At 73.4% G+C, this 17,365-nt stretch carries 16 protein-coding genes; 7 read left to right on the top strand and 9 right to left on the bottom strand.

The annotated features are described in order from the left end of the window. Positions 1-93: 93 nt before the first annotated feature. Together ABD54_RS05900 and ABD54_RS05895 are read right to left on the bottom strand one after the other, a co-directional pair. Positions 94-1,080 carry an esterase family protein gene (locus ABD54_RS05900; RefSeq protein ID WP_047868410.1) on the bottom strand — a complete coding sequence of 329 codons (987 nt, stop codon included), beginning with the start codon at positions 1,078-1,080 and terminating at the stop codon, positions 94-96. Between the two features lie 119 nt (positions 1,081-1,199). Beyond that, positions 1,200-2,183 (bottom strand): DUF523 and DUF1722 domain-containing protein, encoded by a 984-nt coding sequence (locus ABD54_RS05895; RefSeq protein WP_047868409.1) that lies wholly within the window; start codon positions 2,181-2,183, stop codon positions 1,200-1,202. Positions 2,184-2,276: 93 nt separating this feature from the next. Between ABD54_RS05895 and ABD54_RS05890 the strand changes: the two genes are divergently transcribed. After that, entirely contained in the window at positions 2,277-3,578 is a 1,302-nt protein-coding gene (locus ABD54_RS05890) for a deoxyribodipyrimidine photo-lyase (protein WP_047868408.1), read from the top strand. A 97-nt stretch (positions 3,579-3,675) separates the two neighbouring features. Here ABD54_RS05890 and ABD54_RS05885 read toward each other — a convergent pair whose 3' ends face one another. Next, complete coding sequence (locus ABD54_RS05885; protein WP_047868407.1) at positions 3,676-4,206, bottom strand: O-acetyl-ADP-ribose deacetylase; 531 nt, start codon at positions 4,204-4,206, stop codon at positions 3,676-3,678. A 413-nt stretch (positions 4,207-4,619) separates the two neighbouring features. Between ABD54_RS05885 and ABD54_RS05880 the strand changes: the two genes are divergently transcribed. The 3 genes from ABD54_RS05880 (at position 4,620) to ABD54_RS05870 (ending at position 6,398) form a co-directional block, all read left to right on the top strand. Further along, positions 4,620-4,982 carry a BlaI/MecI/CopY family transcriptional regulator gene (locus ABD54_RS05880; RefSeq protein ID WP_013155328.1) on the top strand — a complete coding sequence of 121 codons (363 nt, stop codon included), beginning with the start codon at positions 4,620-4,622 and terminating at the stop codon, positions 4,980-4,982. A 5-nt stretch (positions 4,983-4,987) separates the two neighbouring features. After that, the gene (locus ABD54_RS05875) at positions 4,988-5,932 is read left to right on the top strand and encodes a M56 family metallopeptidase (protein WP_047868406.1); all 945 of its coding nucleotides are present in this window, start codon (positions 4,988-4,990) and stop codon (positions 5,930-5,932) included. A gap of 166 nt (positions 5,933-6,098) precedes the next feature. After that, a complete protein-coding gene (locus ABD54_RS05870; RefSeq protein ID WP_047868405.1) occupies positions 6,099-6,398 on the top strand; it encodes a DUF2516 family protein in 300 nt (99 codons plus the stop codon). A 12-nt stretch (positions 6,399-6,410) separates the two neighbouring features. On the opposite strand, the gene ABD54_RS05865 is transcribed toward ABD54_RS05870, so the two are convergent. Continuing rightward, a complete protein-coding gene (locus ABD54_RS05865) occupies positions 6,411-8,909 on the bottom strand; it encodes a hypothetical protein (RefSeq protein ID WP_047868404.1) in 2,499 nt (832 codons plus the stop codon). Positions 8,910-9,132: 223 nt separating this feature from the next. Continuing rightward, the gene (locus ABD54_RS05860) at positions 9,133-9,726 is read right to left on the bottom strand and encodes a TetR/AcrR family transcriptional regulator (RefSeq protein ID WP_047868403.1); all 594 of its coding nucleotides are present in this window, start codon (positions 9,724-9,726) and stop codon (positions 9,133-9,135) included. A 164-nt stretch (positions 9,727-9,890) separates the two neighbouring features. Between ABD54_RS05860 and ABD54_RS05855 the strand changes: the two genes are divergently transcribed. Continuing rightward, the gene (locus ABD54_RS05855; RefSeq protein ID WP_047868402.1) at positions 9,891-10,850 is read left to right on the top strand and encodes a chlorophyllase; all 960 of its coding nucleotides are present in this window, start codon (positions 9,891-9,893) and stop codon (positions 10,848-10,850) included. Between the two features lie 94 nt (positions 10,851-10,944). Here ABD54_RS05855 and ABD54_RS05850 read toward each other — a convergent pair whose 3' ends face one another. Together ABD54_RS05850 and ABD54_RS05845 are read right to left on the bottom strand one after the other, a co-directional pair. Continuing rightward, the gene (locus ABD54_RS05850) at positions 10,945-11,883 is read right to left on the bottom strand and encodes a neutral zinc metallopeptidase (protein ID WP_152692009.1); all 939 of its coding nucleotides are present in this window, start codon (positions 11,881-11,883) and stop codon (positions 10,945-10,947) included. A gap of 132 nt (positions 11,884-12,015) precedes the next feature. Continuing rightward, positions 12,016-12,906, bottom strand: a complete 891-nt coding sequence (locus ABD54_RS05845; RefSeq protein ID WP_047868400.1) for a neutral zinc metallopeptidase — start codon at positions 12,904-12,906, stop codon at positions 12,016-12,018. A 153-nt stretch (positions 12,907-13,059) separates the two neighbouring features. On the opposite strand from ABD54_RS05845, the gene ABD54_RS05840 reads away from it, so the two are divergent. Together ABD54_RS05840 and dtd are read left to right on the top strand one after the other, a co-directional pair. Next, a complete protein-coding gene (locus tag ABD54_RS05840) occupies positions 13,060-14,901 on the top strand; it encodes a DUF2207 domain-containing protein (protein ID WP_047868399.1) in 1,842 nt (613 codons plus the stop codon). Between the two features lie 29 nt (positions 14,902-14,930). Next, positions 14,931-15,356 carry a D-aminoacyl-tRNA deacylase gene (dtd, locus tag ABD54_RS05835; RefSeq protein WP_047868398.1) on the top strand — a complete coding sequence of 142 codons (426 nt, stop codon included), beginning with the start codon at positions 14,931-14,933 and terminating at the stop codon, positions 15,354-15,356. An 80-nt stretch (positions 15,357-15,436) separates the two neighbouring features. On the opposite strand, the gene ABD54_RS05830 is transcribed toward dtd, so the two are convergent. Both ABD54_RS05830 and ABD54_RS05825 read right to left on the bottom strand, forming a co-directional pair. Next, positions 15,437-16,132, bottom strand: a complete 696-nt coding sequence (locus ABD54_RS05830; protein ID WP_013155318.1) for a response regulator transcription factor — start codon at positions 16,130-16,132, stop codon at positions 15,437-15,439. Then, positions 16,129-17,328, bottom strand: coding sequence for a cell wall metabolism sensor histidine kinase WalK (locus tag ABD54_RS05825; RefSeq protein ID WP_047868397.1), 1,200 nt, complete (start codon positions 17,326-17,328; stop codon positions 16,129-16,131). The genes ABD54_RS05830 and ABD54_RS05825 overlap by 4 nt, the downstream gene beginning before the upstream one ends. Between the last annotated feature and the right edge of the window lie 37 nt (positions 17,329-17,365).

Below are 17,365 nucleotides of genomic sequence, written 5' to 3'. Positions count from 1 at the left end.
TCGTGTGCGCAGCCGCTGTCGTCAACAGCGACGAAGGTACACACTGTTCCCGGCCTGTCCGTCCGAGGGGGCCGGGTGCGCACGCCGCGTGACCTAAGGCGCGGAGCTCCAGCCCGAGACCAGGAAGTCGACGGTGTCGGCGAAGGAGCTCTTCCAGGTCGTGAAGTCGTGGCCCCCGTGCGGGTGCAGCGTGGCGACCGTCATACCGCGCTCTGTGAGCAGGCCGGCGAAGCGCTCGGCCTCCCCGTGGATGCTGCCCCGCTGGAGCGGCGTGTGCTCCTCGGTGCCCTCCACCAGCATGAACCTGAGGTCTCGGACATCCTGCGAACCGAGTAGCCGGTCGGGGGAGTGCGGCTCGGTGTCGCCGCCGAAGACGCCGTAGGGGTCGTCCACCCGGAAGTACCCGGCCCAGGACACCACCTGGGTGTAGAGGTCGGGGTTGCGCAGCGCCAGCGCCGCCGCCCCGTACCCGCCCATGGAGAACCCGCCGACGGCGCGCAGCGCGCGGGGGCGCGTGTGCTCGCCCTCGACGGCCTCCACGGCCGCGCCGGTGACGAATCTCTCCAGCGCGAACCCCCCGTCGGCGGCGTCGCCCCACTCGGTGGTGGCGCCCCCGCTCTCCTGGCCGTAGGGGGCGGCGATGACGAACTCGATCCCCGAGCGGCACATCTGCCGGTCCAGGAGCGCGCCGACCTCCTCGTCCATGAGCGTCTCGTGGGTGGAGGCCGATCCGTGCAGCAGGTAGAGCACGGGCAGGTCCGCGCTGTCGGGGCCCGAGGGGCGCCGGATCCACAGGGGGCGGCCGCCCTCGGGGCCGCCGGTGTCGGGCAGGGTGACGACCTCGTCCCTGCCGGGTGCGGCGCAGGCCGAGACCTGTCCGGGGCGCGGCAGGGGGGCGGAGGGCGCCTGGAGCGGGGAGAGCATCGTCCGGCTGTGGGTCAGCCGGGGCCCGGGTCCTGGGTCGGGTTCGAGCCGCTTCGTCAGCTCCTCTGGCGGGACCGTTGCCAGCGTGGCGGCTGCCGTGGCGACCACGCAGGACGAGACGAGCACGAAGACCCGCCGGAAGAAGGACGCGAACACACCGAAACCTCAGGGTCGGGTCAGCGGCACCCTGTCGGGGACCGGAGGGGCATCACTGAGTGTAATCGATCGTGTGTCTTCGGTCGCAATCCGGGGGGAATCGCCCCCGCTCCAGGGGATCAGACCGTGACGGCGTGCCGCAGCCGGAGGTCGTCCGGGTACGGGCGCAGGTAGGTCTGGTCGCGGGCCCACTCGACGTCCTCCGCCGCGCAGTGGTGGCGCAGCAGCGCCACCGGGACGCTCAGCGGCACCTGCTCCCGCCGGTAGTCCTCGATCGCCCCCAGCAGGTCGTGCCTGCGGGCGTCGTCCAGCAGCGCGCTCAGCATCCCGAAGGCGTGCTGGAGGGCGTTGACGTGCTTGCCCCGGCTCGGCCGCACGGCCATCGCCCGGTGGAAGGCGTCGGTGTAGGCCGCCCGGACCTCCTCGGGCCCGTCGGCGCCGGCGCGGGCCACGATCCTGCCCGTCTCCCGGTAGCCGTCGGGGGAGTGCGACATCAGCTGGAGCTTCTGGCGGCTGTGGAACGCCACCAGGTCGCGCGGACGCCAGTCCGACTCCCACAGGTGGCGCAGCCGCGCGTGCGCGAAGACGCGCTGGGCGAACAGCTCGCGCAGCACGGGGTCCATCAGGCGGCCCTGCTCCTCCACCGGAAGTGAGGGCAGCAGCTCGGTGAGCCGCTGAGCGAAGGCGCCGCGTCCCTTGCCGTCCACCCGGCCGCCGCCCTGGTCGAACACGGGCAGGGCGAACAGGCCGCAACTGGGCGACTTGTTCTTGAGCACGTACCCGTCCAGGTCGCGCAGCTGGGCCAGGTGGTGGTCGGCGACCTCGGCCAGCTCGTCGGTGCGGTCGGCGCCGTCCGCGCTGGAGACCACCCGGTCCAGCCCCTCCCGGCGCTGCAGGCGCAGGGTGGGGCGCGGGACGCCCAGGCCGATCTCCGCCTCCGGGCAGACCGGCAGCCAGTCCACGTGCCTGTCGAGCTCGTCGGTGAGGAAACGCGAACGGGAGTGCCCGCCGTTGTAGCGGACCGGAGCGCCGAGCAGGCAGCTGGACACCCCGACCCTGGGGCGGGCCGGGGTGTCGGGCAGTGGAGGAAGCCGTGTGGTCATGCGACCTTCCTACCCTGTAAGCGCCCTGAGCACCGGCTTTTCCCCGAAGGATCTAGAGTGGCCACGCGAACACGTCCAGTGAAGGAGTGCCGCTTGGCGCCCGCCACCATCGTCCTGTTCACACAGGACCTCCGAGTCCACGACCACCCCGCCCTGGCCGCCGCGGTCGAGCGCCCCGGCCCCACCCTGCCGGTCTTCGTGCTGGACCCCGCGGTGGTCGGCCGGTCCGCCCGCAACCGCGCCGCCCTGCTCGCCGACGCCCTGGCCGACCTGCGGGCCGCGCTGCGCGAGCGCGGCGCCGACCTGGTCCTCCTCCGGGGAGACACCGTCGGGGAGGTAGCCGCCCTGGCCCGGGCCAGCGGCGCCGACACCGTCCACGTCACCGACGGCGTCAGCTCCCTGGCCGCTCGGCGCGCGCGACGCCTGCGCGCGACCGGCCTGACAGTGCTCGCCTTCCCGGGGCTCACCGTGGTCCCTCCTGGGGAGGTCACCCCGGCGGGCGGCGACCACTACAAGGTGTTCACCCCCTACTGGAAGGCGTGGGAGGCCGCCGCGTGGCGAGACCCGGTCGCGCCGCCGGACCGTGTGGTCCTGCCCGAGGGCGTCCGGCCCGGTGAGCTGCCCGGACGCGGGTCGGACGGTCTGGGCGCGCTCGCCGAGGACCTGCCGAGGGGAGGGGAGCGCGCGGCCCGCGAGCGCCTGGACGCCTGGCTGTCGTCCGGGCTCGAGGACTACCCCGACCGGCACGACGACCTGCCGGGCGCGGCCACCTCGCACCTGTCCGCCGCCCTGCGCATGGGCTGCCTTTCGCCGCTGGAGGCCGCCCTGGCCGCCTCACCCCTGGCCGGGGGAGGGGCGTTCGTCCGCCAGCTCGCCTGGCGCGACTTCCACCACCAGGTGACCGCGGCCTTCCCGGCGGTGAACGTCCGCGACTACCGGCCCCGGGACAGGAAGTGGCGGGAGGACCCCGACGCCCTCGAAGCCTGGAAGCGGGGGCGGACCGGTGTCCCGGTCGTGGACGCCGGGATGCGCCAACTGCTGCGTGAGGGGTTCATGCACAACCGGGCGCGCATGATCACCGCGGCGTTCCTCACCCGGGCCCTGCGCGTGCACTGGCGCGAGGGCGCCGACCACTTCCACGCCCACCTCGTGGACGGGGACGTGGCCAACAACTACGGCAACTGGCAGTGGGTCGCGGGCACGGGCAACGACACCCGGCCCAACAGGGCGTTCAACCCGCTGCGCCAGGCCCGCCGGTTCGACCCCGAAGGCGTGTACGTCCGCCGCTACCTGCCCGAACTGGCCGAGCTCCCGGGCAGGCGCGCGCACACGCCCTGGAAGGAGGAGCACCCGCCCCCCGGCTACCCGGCGCCGATCGCCGACCCCGGCCACTGAGGCCGACCCGCCGCCGGACCCGACCGGGTCCGGCGCGGAGCGGGGGCGCGTGTCCGCGGGGCCGCCGGCGGCGTGCCGCAGCCCGCGCGGTCGCGGGTCAGCTGGGGTCGAAGGCCCGGAGGAAGGCCTGGTGCGCGACGTCGTTGAACAGCACCAGGCGGATCTCCGGCACGCGCAGGTGCGCTGAGCGCAGGGCCCGGGCGGCGATGCGCGCCGCCTCCTCGACCGGCCAACGGTAGGCGCCGGCGGAGATCGCGGGGAAGGCGATGGACTCCGCACCCAGCTCGTGCGCGACCCGCAGGGACTCGCCGTAGCAGGAGGCCAGGAGGGCGCTGCGGTCCTCGGTGGGGCTGTAGACCGGGCCCACTGTGTGCACCACCCACCGGGCGGGCAGCCGTCCGGCCGTGGTGGCCACCGCGTCGCCCACGGGCAGGCCTCCCCCGTAGTGGCCCGCGCGCAGCCGGCGGCACTCCTCCAGGATGGACTTGCCGCCCTTGCGGTGGATGGCGCCGTCCACTCCGCCGCCGCCCAGGAGCGAGCTGTTGGCGGCGTTGACGACGGCGTCCACGCTCTGCTCGGTGATGTCGCCACGGAGGACGTGGATCCGGGGGCGGTTCGGAGAGGCCATGGCCCTTCCCTTCCTGTGCCGTGGGCGGGCGGTGGTGTCCGCGCGCCGCTGTGACGGGGGCTCGTTGTGGGACGGGCGTCCGCGCCCCGTGGTAGGCGGCGGGGCGCGCGCACGCGTTCCGCCGGGTCGGCCGCCGGTCCGCCGGGACCCGGGCGCGCGGTGCGTGACCGTCGCCTCCGCCCCGTTCGGCGGGCGGTGCCCGGCCCCGGGCTCCGGGCGCGCGGGCGTGTGACCGAGGTTGTACCGGTCTCGTGAGAGGCCCTCCGAGGCCGTTGCCGAGGGGGTCCCGGGGCGGCTGCGGGGGAGGCCGATCCCCTCCCGTTCCGGGGCCGGTATCCCTTGTCCCGTAGGCGATGAGGATTTAACCTGGGGGTACGACAACGAGTAGTACGACCCCAAGTAGAATCGCAGGTATGAATCGGCTTGGCGAACTTGAGCGCGCGGTGATGGATGTACTGTGGTCACGGAACGAACCAATGACGGTTCGTGAGGTCGGCAAGGCCTTGGCCGAGCGCGACCTCGCGCACACCACCGTCATGACCGTGCTCGACAGGCTCGCCAAGAAGAAGGTCGTCACCCGGGCACGTGAGGGTCGTGCGTGGCGTTACCGCCCGGCAGCCAGCCGTGAGGCATACGTCTCCGAGCTGATGTTCGACGCTCTCGGACAGACCGGGGACCGCGACGCCGCCCTGGCCGCCTTCGTCCAGTCCATGGACGGCGAGCAGGCTGAAGCGCTTCGGCGCGCACTCGCGGAAACCGAGCAGCCAAGGAACTAGTCCGTATGGTCAGTGCCGCCCTCCTCACTATCGTCGCGGTCTGCTGTCTCATCGCGATGGAAGGCCTCCACCGGGCCAAGTGGCCCTCGCGGGGGCCCTACACGGCCGTGATCACCTGGCAGGCACTCGGGCTCGCCTGGGGCGTGTCCACCATCGGCGCGCTCCTGGCCTTCGGGCTCTCCTCCTACCGGCTCGGCGCGGCCGGGGGGTCCATGGCCCTGGCCACGGACATCGTGACCGGCCAGCTGCTGCTCGCCGAACTCTCCCAGGGGCTTGAGGGCATCAGCCACATCGTGGCCGTGGTCCTGGCCGTCGTGCTGACCCTGGTGCTCTTCTACGGCCTGGTCTCCTCCTTCCTGCACGTGGTCCGCGTCCGCCGACGCCACCACGACCTCCTCGAACTCATCGCCAGCGAGCACCCCGACGTGCCCGGCGCCCGCGTGCTCGACCACCCGGCCGCCGCCGCGTACTGCCTTCCGGGCGTGCTGCGCTCGCAGGTGGTGATCAGCGCCGGGGCCCTGGCGGTCCTGGACAACCGCGAGCTGGCCGCCGTCCTGGCCCACGAGCACGCCCACCTGCGCCAGCGCCACGACCTCGTGCTGCTGCCCTTCTCCTCTCTCAAGCGAGCCTTCCCGCGGTTCCGCCTGGTCCGCACCTACTACGAGAGCGTGGCGCTGCTCATCGAGATGTGCGCCGACGACCAGGCCCGGCGCAAGAGCTCCTCTCGGGAGCTGGCCATGGCGCTGCTGCGCTTCGGCGCCGCCGGACCGGCCCCGGTGCCCGCCGGGGCGATGGCGGCCGTGCCCGACGCCGAGCCCGGGGTGATGCGGCGGGTCAACCGCCTCCTGCACCCCGACAACGAGCTGCCCTACCACGCGGGCGCCTTCATCATGGGCGGTTCCGCCTTCCTGCTGGCGGCGGTCACCTGCCTCTGGCACATCCCGCTGTGACAGCCCCGGCCGCCGGTCGCGCCCGCGCGCGGACCGCTGCCGCCGCCGACCGCGGTCCCCGCGCGTGTGTGACACCCGCCTCCGCGGGCACGATCAACGCGTCCCATCCGTTTACGGTGGAGAGCGGGCGGACTCCCCGCTCGGAACGTCGTCGGGAGTGTGCGTTTTGTTCGGACTGATCTGGCAGGCCATCTACCTGGTCACCTTCGTGGCGAGTCTGTACGCGCTGATCGAGGCGATCCGCACGCCGGCCGCGGCCTTCGAACTGATGGACAAGCAGACCAAGAAGCTGTGGGTCGTCCTCACCGGTGTCGCCACGGCGCTCTCGCTGCTGGCCGTGTTCTCCGGCCGCGGGATGTTCGTCATCCTCGGCCTGGTCGCCACCCTCGTCTTCCTGCTGGACGTGCGTCCGGCCGTCAAGGGCGTGGGCGGCAACAGCAACAACGGCCCCTACGGTCCCTGGTAGGCCTTCCCGGTCTCAATCCGCGCTCCCGGACGGTGCCTCGCCCCCCGTTCTTCCGGCCGGGGCCCCACGCCGTGCCCGCGCCTCCATGGCGTCCAGCACGCGCCGCAGCTCGGCGGAGTAGGCGGGGTCGCCCGTGTAGTAGGAGTGGCCCAGGATCTCCGGGCGTCTGGCCTCGCCGGGCAGCGCGTCGTAGGAACGCGGGTCCGGCAGGGGCTCGGCCCGCTCCACGACGCGTACGTTCCCGAACCCGTCGGAGGAGTCGACCGTGCGCACCGGACCGGCGATCGCGTCGGTGACCCGCCACAGGTTGCGCCAGTCCGTCACCCGCTCCCTCAGGTCCGCGAACGGCACCGGCCCGAAGTAGGCCGGGAAGTATCGGGCGTACAGGCGGTCCAGCGGTGAGCCGTGCGTGATGAGCGCGATCCTGCCCAGGCAGTCGGTGGGCAACTGCCAGACCGTGGCCGCCGCCAGCACCGAGCCCTGTGAGTGTCCCGACAGCACCATGTCCGTGCCCTCCCGGCACAGCAGGGCCACCCGGGCGCACAGTTGGGGCACGGCCCGCTCCGCGTAGGAGGGCGGTGCCAGCGGGTGGGCCGCCCGGGGCCAGAACGTGCCCACGTCCCACACCGAGCCGACCGCCTGCCGCGTGGGCCGGTCGCGGTAGGCGCTGCGTCCTATCCACGCCAGCGCCACCAGGGCGGCGCCGCCCAGCAGGGAGCCGACGCCGATCAGTCCCGACACCGTCCCCTGGGCGAACCCCCGCACCTCGCCGGGCACGGCGGCCGCGTCCGACACGGCCGCCGTCACCGGGGCCGGACCCGCCGCCGGGTGCCCCGAGAGCGTGGAGGACAGCACGAGCACGCCCAGCGCCACCACCGGGAGCAGGAAGGCCGCCAGCACCCACGGCAGCACCTCCGTCATCCGGCCCATCGCCCGCGCGTGGGCGATGTCCCAGGTGCGGCGGTCGCGCACGCTGCGCGCGTAGTCCTCAGTGACCCCGGCCAGGTGCGACCGGGTGTCGCGGCGCAGCCGCAGTGCGAGCACCCCCACCACGACCAGCGCGATGGCCGCCTCCAGCGCGAACGCCAGTTGGAGCCAGGAGTAGGCGGCCGGTACCGACAGCGGCAGACAGTCCACCTCGGGGGTGGCCAGGGTGCCGCAGCCGCTCAGCGCCAGTGACCCCTGGTAGACGAGGGCGGCCGAGAAGCCGCCGCCGAGCAGCGCGCCCAGGGCCGCCGTGGCCGGGCCCGCGAGGCCGCGCATCGCCGCGCCGCCGTGGGAGCGGTCGGCGGCGAACAGGAACAGCGCCGCCGCCAGCATCACCAGCACCAGGGCCGCCTGGACCGCGAACAGCGTGTTGAGTATCGCCCCGTTGCCGGGCAGCCGCCCCGACGCGGTCCAGCCCGGACGGGGCCAGAGCGCGTACGCGGCCACCGCCAGTCCCAGGACCAGGGTGGCGTCGCGCAGCAGGCGGCAGATCCGGTCGGCCCGGGCGTTCCAGCGCGGGTCGGTGCCCGGGACCAGCACGCTCAGGGTGCTCAGGGTGACCACCGCCGCCAGCAGGGCGGCCAGGAGGGCGCCGACGGTCCACGGTCCCGCTCCGTCCGGGGGCCCCGCCGTCGCCGGGTCCAGGTCGTGCCGCAGCGCCGGTACGACCAGCAGCGCGGTCACCGTGCCCAGGGCCGCCGAGATGTGCGCCGAGCGCAGCCGGGCCATGGTCTCGCTGTTGCGCCAGAAGCTCTCCCGGCTCAGCGGGGCGGCCGCGCTGGGGCGGGGCGGTATCGGACTCTCCACGACCTCGTAGTCGGCGGCCGTGCGCCGCGACAGCAGCCACAGCACCACGATCAGCGCCACCGGCAGCACCGTGCCCACCAGCAGGGCAGGGCCCGGCGCGGACAGCACCGAGGAGGACGAGCCCAGGAAGGCCAGCCAGGGGCGGGCCCGCACGCACTCCTCGCCCTGGCCGGAGGCGCACTGCCAGGCCACCAGGTCCATGCCGATCCCCGCCGCGGCCAGGGTGATGAGCACAGTCAGGGACAGCGCCAGCAGCCGCACGCTCCCGCCGTAGGCGTTGTTGGCCAGCAGCCGCGCCCCCGCGGGGTCGCGGTCCATCCGGCCGGGCCGCATCCAGTACGCCACGTTGACGAGCATGAACGGCAGCAGCAGCAGCCAGAACGCCCGGGAGGAGCGTCCGGAGGTGAGGTTGCCCCAGGCGAAGATCTCCCTGCGCACGTTCGGGAGGGTCTCGGTATCGGACTCGCGGCGCCAGCGGAAGAAGCCCGCCAGGCGGTCGCCGCCCACGCGCATGGCGGGTTCGACGTCCAGCAGTTCCTCGGCCTGGCCGCCGCTGACGCCGTGTACGCGCAGCTCGACCCGCTCGCACGCGTGGGAGCCCGGGCCGGTGGGGGCGGGCGGCGGAGAGGCGTCGTCGGATGAGGGCTCGGGGGAGCGGGGAGCGGGGGAGGTCGGTTCGGGCTCGTGGGGGCTGAGGGGTTCGGCGAGGTCCGACATACGAAGCATCCTGCCACGCTCCGTATCCGGGCGACAGCGGTACTTCGAACCTGTGGACAACGCCGGGCGAACTCGCCCGCGGCCCCTTCGCGGCATGGGGGCTCCGCCCGAGGCCCGTCCCGGGCACGGGGAAGGCGGCACCCGGGGAGGCGCCGCACACGGGGCGGGGTGGTTTGAGGACCCGCCCGCGGGGAGGCGCCGCGCCCGCGCCCGGGCGCCGGTCTCAGGCGGGCCGCGGCCGCCGCAGCCCCAGCAGGAGCGGCTCGACCAGTCGGCGCGGGTCGTAGCGGGGGTCCTCGCCGCCGGCGCAGAGGTTGCCGATGCCGCGCATCAGCTCGTAGGCCCGGGTACCGGGCACGATCTCCCCGGCCTCGACCGCGGCGTCGAGCAGGGTCGTGCAGACGGGCACCAGGCGGTCGAGGAAGTAGGCGTGCAGGGCCTCGAAGCCGCCGCTGTCCGACCGCATCGCGGCGGCCAGCCCGTGCTTGGTGACCAGGAAGTCGACGAAGAGGTCCGCCCACGCGCGGAGCGCGGCGAACGGGGACCCGGCCTCGGCCAGCAGCCGCGGACCGGCCTCGGCGCAGGCCTCGACCTGGTGGCGGTAGACGGCGACGACCAGGTCCGCCCGGGTGGGGAAGTGGCGGTAGATCGTCCCCATCCCGACGCCCGCCCGGGCCGCGATCTCCCGGATCGGCGCGTCGACGCCGGAGGTGGCGAACACCGCGGCGGCGGCGGTGAGCAGCTTCTGCTCGTTGCGCACCGCGTCGGCCCGCCTGCCGCGGGCCGGTACCTCCTCCGGCCCCCCTGCACTGGGCATACACGCTCTCCTTCCGCTGTCCGTTGCTAAACGGAACACTGTTCCGTATATTAAAAGGAACGGCGCTCCGCTTGCAGTCTAGCTGCGGCGGGACACTTCCGTCCGCCCTGCCCGCCTCCGATCCGAGGGGACCTCGGCGCAGGCCACCGAAGGGAAAACGCACCATGAGCGCACCGACGCGCACGCCCGACTCCGTCGGCCCCGCGGCCCCCGTCCTCTCTGTCAGCCCGGTCGTGCTGCCGACACCCGACCGCGCCGTCGACCTGGAGGCGCGGGTCTCCGTGCCCGTGACCGGGGGCGAACTGCCGATCGTCCTCCTCTCACACGGCCAAGGCCCCTCCCGCCACCTGTCGTCGCTGAACGGCTACGCGCCCCTGGCCGACTTCTGGGCGGCCCACGGGTTCGCCGTGATCCAGCCGACCCACCTGAGTTCGAGGACGCTGGACCTGGACCCCGACACCCCCGGGGCGCCGCTGTACTGGCGGTCGCGGGCCGAGGACATGACGCGCGTCCTGGACCGGCTCGACGAGGTCGAGGCCGCCGTGCCCGGGCTCTCCGGACGCCTGGACCGGAGCAGGGTCGCCGTGGCCGGGCACTCGATGGGCGGGCACACCGCGAGCCTGCTGCTCGGCGCCCGGCTCACCGACCCGCACGACGGGAAGGCGGTGGACCTGTCCGAGCCCCGGATCACGGCGGGCGTCCTGCTCGCCGCGCCCGGCGCGGGCGGTGACTCCCTCACCGAGTCCACGGCCCGCGCCTACACCTTCCTCTCGACCACGGACTTCTCCACGATGACGACGCCCGCGCTCGTGGTCGCCGGGGACGCGGACGACTCCGCCCACCTGACGGTCCGCGGCCCGGAGTGGCACGCCGACCCCTACCTCCTCGCCCCCGGTCCCAAGACCCTGCTCACGCTGTTCGGCGCTGAGCACGGGCTCGGCGGGGTCTCCGGGTACGACGTCGCCGAGACCACGGACGAGAGCCCCGAGCGGGTGTCGGCGGTCCAGCGCCTCACCTGGGCCTACCTCCGCGACCGGTTCCACCCCGGGGACCCCGCATGGCAGGCGGCGTGCGACGAGCTGACTGGCGGCCCCGACCCGCTCGGAAGGGTCGAGTCCCGATAGATCCGACCGGGGCGGGTCCCGGGGCCCGCCCCGGCGTTCACCGGCGCCGCAACGGTGCCGGACGCGCACCCGCTGCCGTCGCGGCCGACGCTCGTCAGTGCACCAGCGAATCGTCCGCCACGTCCCAGGTGTTGCACGCCCCAGGCCGCTGCTCCTCCAGGCCGGTCCGGGTCCACGCCACGCTGTTGTCCACCGACCCGTGCGTGCGCTCCTCCTCCTCGCCGTCCTCGCGGTCGGCGGTGGCGGCGGCGTCGTCCAGCAGAGCCTCCACGTCCCCCTCGTCCAAGGGGTAGCTCACCCGGACCGACCCCATGAACACGCCCGCCAGGCAGTTCGCCTGGAGCTCGCCGCGGCGCGTCCACGCGTTGCGCTCCAGCACACCGTCCTCCAGTTGGCGCTGCCCGTGGTAGTACTCCAGCAGCCCCGACTCACCCTGCACGTGGTGGCTGTACTCGTGGGCTAGCAGGGACGCGTACACCACGCTGTCCGTGGCGCCGTTCCACTTGTGCACCACGTCCGCGGTGCCGATGTAGATGCTCGTGCTCGCCCGGCAGTAGAACGCGCCCGCGCGGGAGGGGTAGGCGCGGCACGGGCTGATCCCGGGCTCGTCCCAGAAGACCCGCTCCGGGGGTGTGAAGGGTATGCCCGCGCGAAGGAACTGGGTCCGCCAGGCGTCGTCCAGGCAGTCCGCGACCGTGTGCAGGAACCCCTCCATCGACTCGGGGTCCTCCACGTCCAGCTCCGGAACCGGGCACGGGCGCGGGCTCAGCCGCCCTGTCCCGTACAGCGGGTTGGCGACCAGCGCCTGGTACCCCGACGGGCGCTCCCGGGCGCCGAACCGCTCCGGCGACCCCTGCCCGCCCGCCATGCCGGAGGGGGCCTGACCGGGTTTGTCGTCGGAGTCGGCGCCCGCCTCCGGGACGGTCGCGTCCGGCGCGGCCCCGGGCGGGGGGCCGTCCTCCCCGGCGGTGGTCCACGACAAAAGCGCCAGCGCCAGCAGCACCACCATGAGGGCGGTCACCAGACCGAACACCCGGCGGTCGGCGCGGCGCGCCGCGGACGCCGGGGACCTACCGAACCCTGCGTACACCCCTGTCCGCCCGCCCTGTCGTCACCGTGGCCGGACCGGACACGCCCGACACCTGACCGTGCCCCCCGGAGCGCTTCACCGCACCAGATCCTCGGGAGCGTTCCACGTGTTGCACGCGGCCGGATCCCTGCGGTCCATGCCGTGCGCGGTCCACAGGCGGCCGTTGGCGGCCGAACCGTGGGTGTGCTCGTCGCCCCAGTCGGAGCGCAGACCGACGTCGTCGAGGATATTCTCCCGCTCGGACCCGCCGAGGCCCAGGTCCTCGCGCGAGGCGCCCAGGAAGACCCCGCCAAGGCAGTTGGCCTGGAGCTCGTTGCGCCGGGTCAGCTCGTCCGCCTCCGCCTCGTCGGCGCCCGCCCGCTCGCTGTGGAACCGCGCCAGGATGCGCGACTGCCCCTGCACGTGGTGCCCGTACTCGTGGCTGAGCAGGAACGTGTACGCCTCGGGCTTGTCGCTGCCTCCGGAGGCGGCCACTATGTCCTCCACGCCCAGGTACAGGCCCTGGTTGGCCTGGCAGTAGAAGGCCGCCGTGCCCTCGCTGGGGAACGCGCCGCACGGGCTGTTCCCGGCGGTGTGCCAGTACACGCGGTTGGGGGAGCTGAACTCCAGCCCCGCCTCGGCGAAGTAGGAGCCCCACGCCGTGTCCAGGCAGTCGGCGATCTCGTGGACGAACGCCTCCACCGACTCCGGGTCCTTCTCGTCCAGTTCGGGCACCTCGCAGGTGATCTCGCCCAGCTCGCCGATCCGGTACAGCGGGTTGTCGGTGAGCGGGTCGCCCCCGCCCGAGGCGGTCAGCGGCTCCGCCGCCGACGCCCCGCCCGAACCGCCCGTCGCCGGGTCCGCCGACGCCACCGGATGCGACCACGCGGGCTCGGAGGGGTGCAGGGCGGCCGAGATCGCCAGGAAACCGGTGAACCCCACCGCGGCCACCCCCGTGCCCAGCGTGAGCGAGACCCCCAGGCCCATCCGCTGGAAGAGACCGGGGTCCTCGGGCCAGAATTCCGGTCCCCGAACCGCTCTGCGACTCACCACGACAGCTTCCCGCGGCACCGGGGCACGACGTCGGCCGCCGTGCCCGGGGGGAACGGTGCACCGGCGGACCGGATAGGCTCTCGCGACATGTGGTGGGTTGGCTCCTGGCGCCCGGCCGTCGCGGTCGCGACGGCCGTCTTCGTGTTGTCCTCACTGGTCACGGCGCTTGTCGTCGCGTGGCCGGGTGGGGAGGCCCACGCCGCGACGCCAGCGGCACCGGCTCCCACAGTACCGGGGGGCTCCGTGGCGCCCGCCAGCGACCGGTCCGCCCCGGTCATCACCAACGAAGTCCGCCTCGAACTCGACAGCGCGGGCGTCCTCCACGGCGAGGAGACCATCTCCTTCTCCGGCGGCGCCCCGGCCGCCTTCACCCGCTCCCTGACCGAGACGATGCTCTACGACACCGAGCACGACCGGAAGTTCGAGGTCACCGGTGTGCGGGCCACCGACCTGGACGGCGAAGCCCTGGACGCCCGGGTGAGCAGGGACGACGGCTCCCTGTCCGTGGAGATCCCCACCGAGGCCACCTCCGGGGTCGTGCTCTCCTACCGGGTGAGCGGAACCGTGAGCGAGGTCTCCCAGGGCGTCCAGCTCGAGTGGCGGGCCGTCGGCGCCTACAGCCACCCCGTGGAGGCCACTGACGTGACCGTCACCGCGCCCCTGCCGCCCGAGGCGCTGTCCTGCCTGGCCGGGGAGCCGCGCAGCGCCATGTACTGCACGGCCTCCGACATGGGCGCAGACGCGGGCGTGGCCCACTTCCTCCAGGCCGACATGGAGCCCACCGGCCGGCTCGACATCGTCGTCAACTACCCGCCCGGCACCGCCGAGGGCGAGCCCATCCTCACCCGCCGCTGGTCGCTGGCCTCGGCCTTCGCGGTCACCCCGGCCACCGCCAGCGTCTTCGGGCTGCTGCTGGCGGTGCTCCTGGGCGGCCTCGTGGTGCTGATCCGCGTCCGGGGCCGCGACGAGCGCGCCCTGCGCGACGAGGCCTCGGCCGGGGACCACGCCCCGGTGGCCGAGGGCGAGCACGGGCGCCTGCGGTTCGCCCCGCCCGACGACGTGCACCCCGGCCAGATCGGCACGCTCGTCAACGAGACCGTGGACATCACCGACCTCACCGGCGCCGTGGTCGACCTGGCCGTGCGCGGCTACGTGCGCCTGGAGGAGCTGCCGCACGAGCACTTCACGTCCGTGGACTGGCGGCTGGTGCGGCTGGACGGCCCCCCGGAGGACACCCTCCGCTCCTACGAGTGGCTGCTGCTGGACGCGCTCTTCGGCGGGCGCCCGACCGTGCGCCTGTCCCAGGTCGGCTCGCCACGCACCTCCGCCGACTTCCCGGCGCGCATCGACCGCGTCCGCGAGGAGCTGTACCGCGACATGGTGCGGCTGAAGTGGTTCGCCCGCTCGCCCAACCAGGTCCGCAGCCGCTGGAGCGCCGTCGGCATGGCGGTGACCGCCGCGGGCGTGCTCCTGACCGGAACCCTCGCGGTCTTCACCAGCGCGGCGTTCACCGGGCTGGCCGTCATCATCGCGGGCGCCGCCGTCACGGCGGGCGCGCAGTACATGCCCGCCAAGACCGCCCTGGGCAGCTCCGTGTACGCGCACACGGTGGGCTTCCGCGACTACCTGCTGAGCCCGCGCTCGGCGACCGCGCCCCCGGGGCAGCGGGTGGAGCTGTACTCGCGCTACCTGCCCTACGCGGTGATCTTCGACGACGTCGACCACTGGGCCGACATCCTGGCCTCGGCCGCGCTCACCGACCTGACCCCCGAGGAGCTGACCGGTGACGGCCTGGCCTGGTACACGGGGCCCAGGGAGTGGCGGATCGAGGACTTCGCGGACTCCATCACCACGTTCGTGGTGACGCTGACCGGAATCATCACCAACGCCCGGCGGCTGCGGGCGCTCAACCAGTTCCAGCGGCGCTAGGAAGCCGCAGACCACGAGGGGGAGGCACCATGCGCGCGGTCGTGCAGCGCGTGTCGCACGCGTCGGTGACGGTGGACGGCGAGGTGGTCGGACGGATCACCGAACCCGGCCTGACGGCGCTGGTGGGGGTCACCCACACCGACACCGCCGCCGAGGCGGTCAGGATCGCCAGGAAGCTGTGGACGCTGCGGATCCTGGAGGACGAGCGGTCGTGCTCCGACACCGGCGCGCCGCTGCTCGTGGTCAGCCAGTTCACGCTCTACGGCGACGCGCGCAAGGGCCGCCGCCCCACCTGGCAGGCCGCGGCGCCCGGCCCCGTCGCCGAACCCCTCGTGGACGCGGTCGTCGAGGAGCTGCGCTCTCTCGGCGCCGTGGTGGCCACGGGGGTGTTCGGCGCGAAGATGTCGGTCTCCCTCACCAACGAGGGCCCGTTCACGGTCGTCCTGGAGGTATGAGGAGGCCCGGGCTGTGGACGCGGCCACGGCCCGGGACACGTGAGGCGGCGCAGGCAGTCCCCGGAGAGACCCAGCGCCCCTCAGACGTCGACGGTGACCGGCTCGAACTTGTAGCCCAGACCGCGGACGGTCACGATGTAGCGCGGGCTGCCCGGGTCCTCCTCGATCTTGGCGCGCAGCCTCTTGACGTGCACGTCGAGGGTCTTGGTGTCACCGACGTAGTCGGCGCCCCACACGCGGTCGATGAGCTGCATCCTGGTGAGCACCCGCCCGGCGTTGCGCAGGAGCACCTCCAGCAGCTCGAACTCCTTGAGGGGGAGCTGCACGTTGTCTCCGCGCACCGTCACCACGTGACGCTCCACGTCCATCCGGACGGGACCGGCCTCCAGGGCGGCGGGCAGCACGACCTCGTCCTCGCCCCGGCGGCGCAGCACCGCGCGGATGCGGGCCACGAGCTCGCGGGAGGAGAAGGGCTTGGTCACGTAGTCGTCGGCGCCCAGCTCCAGACCGACGACCTTGTCGATCTCGGAGTCCTTGGCGGTGAGCATGATCACGGGGACGTTGGACTTCTGCCGCAGCGTCCGGCACACCTCGGTGCCCGACAGCCCCGGCAGCATCAGGTCCAGCAGCACCAGGTCGGCCCCGGTACGGTCGAAGGTCTCCAGCGCCACGGTCCCGGTGGGCGCCACGGCGACCTCGAAGCCCTCCTTGCGCAGCATGTACGACAGGGCGTCGCTGTAGGATTCCTCGTCCTCGACAACGAGTACGCGCGTCACTGTGCCGCCTCCTGACGGTCGGTGTTCCGGGCGGCCTCGGGCCCCCGGCTCTCGGAACGGGGCAGCCGCAGAGTGAACGTCGACCCCGACCCCTCCTTGCTCCACACGGTCACTTCTCCACGGTGGTGGGTCATGATGTGCTTGACGATCGCCAGGCCCAGACCGGTACCCCCGGTGGCCCGGCTCCGAGCGGCGTCCACACGGTAGAACCGCTCGAAGATCCTTTCCAGGTCCTGCTGCGGTATCCCGATGCCCTGGTCGGCGACGCTGATGTCCACGCTGGACCTGGACAGCACCACGGACACGGCGACCCGGGTGTTCTTGGGGCTGTAGGACACGGCGTTGGCGACCAGGTTGCGCACGGCGGTGCCCAGCAGACCCTCGTCGCCCATGATCACGACGCCCTCGGCGCCGCTGCCGACCAGTTCGATCCCCTTGGCGTCCGCGGGCATGCGCACCGAGTCCAGCGCCTCCTCCACGACGGGGCCGAGGTCGACCCGGGCGGGTTCGGCCATCGGCTCGGCGCCCTGGATGCGCGAGAGCGTGATGAGGTCCTGGATCACCGCGGTCAGCCGCGAGGCCTCGACCTGCATGCGCTCGGTGAAGCGACGCACCGCTTCCGGGTCGTCACTGGCGTCCTGTACGGTTTCCGCCAACAGGGACAAAGCGCCCACCGGGGTCTTCAGCTCGTGCGAGATGTTCGCGACGAAGTCGCGGCGGACCGCCTCCAGGCGCCGGTGCTCGGTCTGGTCCTCGGCCAGCACCAGCACCAGCCCGGTCCCTCCCAGGGGGGCCACCCGCACGGCGAAGGACGTGGCGTCGGGGCCGAACTTGCGCACGGCCACCTCGATGTCGGTCTCCCGGATGACGCCGTCCCGCCGTACCTGCCGGGCCAGGGTGAGGAGTTCGCCGATGACCATTTCCTCGCCCCGCACGATGCCGAAGGCTCGTGCGGCGGAGGAGGCGCGCAGGACCCTGTCGGCGGAGTCCAGCACGACGGCGGAGGAGGGGATCGCGGAGAGCACCTCGGCTATGCCGGAGGGCAGCACGCCGCCGTCGCGGTTCGCGGGCTCCGGAGCCTGCCGTTGCCGTGCGGCGGTACCCGTACGGAAGAAGGGACCGGCCAGGACGCCGATGACGACGCCCGTGACGAGTCCGATGATGCCGGTCACCGCGGCGAGAAGTTCCCCTTGCACGGTTCGATCGTAAACGTGCGGACTGGGGCTTTACCCG

Origin of the sequence: Nocardiopsis sp. RV163, from assembly GCF_001029525.1 — a bacterium.
Lineage (GTDB): Bacteria > Actinomycetota > Actinomycetes > Streptosporangiales > Streptosporangiaceae > Nocardiopsis > Nocardiopsis dassonvillei.
The sequence above is the reverse complement of the archived record's forward strand: the minus strand, read 5'-3'. Positions and strand labels throughout refer to the sequence as shown.

Coding starts and splice junctions, on each gene's coding strand:
- ABD54_RS05895 (WP_047868409.1), bottom strand. CDS start 2,183: ATGACCACACGGCTTCCTCCACTGCCCGACACCCCGGCCCGCCCCAGG.
- ABD54_RS05885 (WP_047868407.1), bottom strand. CDS start 4,206: ATGGCCTCTCCGAACCGCCCCCGGATCCACGTCCTCCGTGGCGACATC.
- ABD54_RS05880 (WP_013155328.1), top strand. CDS start 4,620: ATGAATCGGCTTGGCGAACTTGAGCGCGCGGTGATGGATGTACTGTGG.
- ABD54_RS05875 (WP_047868406.1), top strand. CDS start 4,988: ATGGTCAGTGCCGCCCTCCTCACTATCGTCGCGGTCTGCTGTCTCATC.
- ABD54_RS05865 (WP_047868404.1), bottom strand. CDS start 8,909: ATGTCGGACCTCGCCGAACCCCTCAGCCCCCACGAGCCCGAACCGACC.
- ABD54_RS05860 (WP_047868403.1), bottom strand. CDS start 9,726: ATGCCCAGTGCAGGGGGGCCGGAGGAGGTACCGGCCCGCGGCAGGCGG.
- ABD54_RS05855 (WP_047868402.1), top strand. CDS start 9,891: ATGAGCGCACCGACGCGCACGCCCGACTCCGTCGGCCCCGCGGCCCCC.
- ABD54_RS05845 (WP_047868400.1), bottom strand. CDS start 12,906: ATGGGCCTGGGGGTCTCGCTCACGCTGGGCACGGGGGTGGCCGCGGTG.
- ABD54_RS05840 (WP_047868399.1), top strand. CDS start 13,060: ATGTGGTGGGTTGGCTCCTGGCGCCCGGCCGTCGCGGTCGCGACGGCC.
- dtd (WP_047868398.1), top strand. CDS start 14,931: ATGCGCGCGGTCGTGCAGCGCGTGTCGCACGCGTCGGTGACGGTGGAC.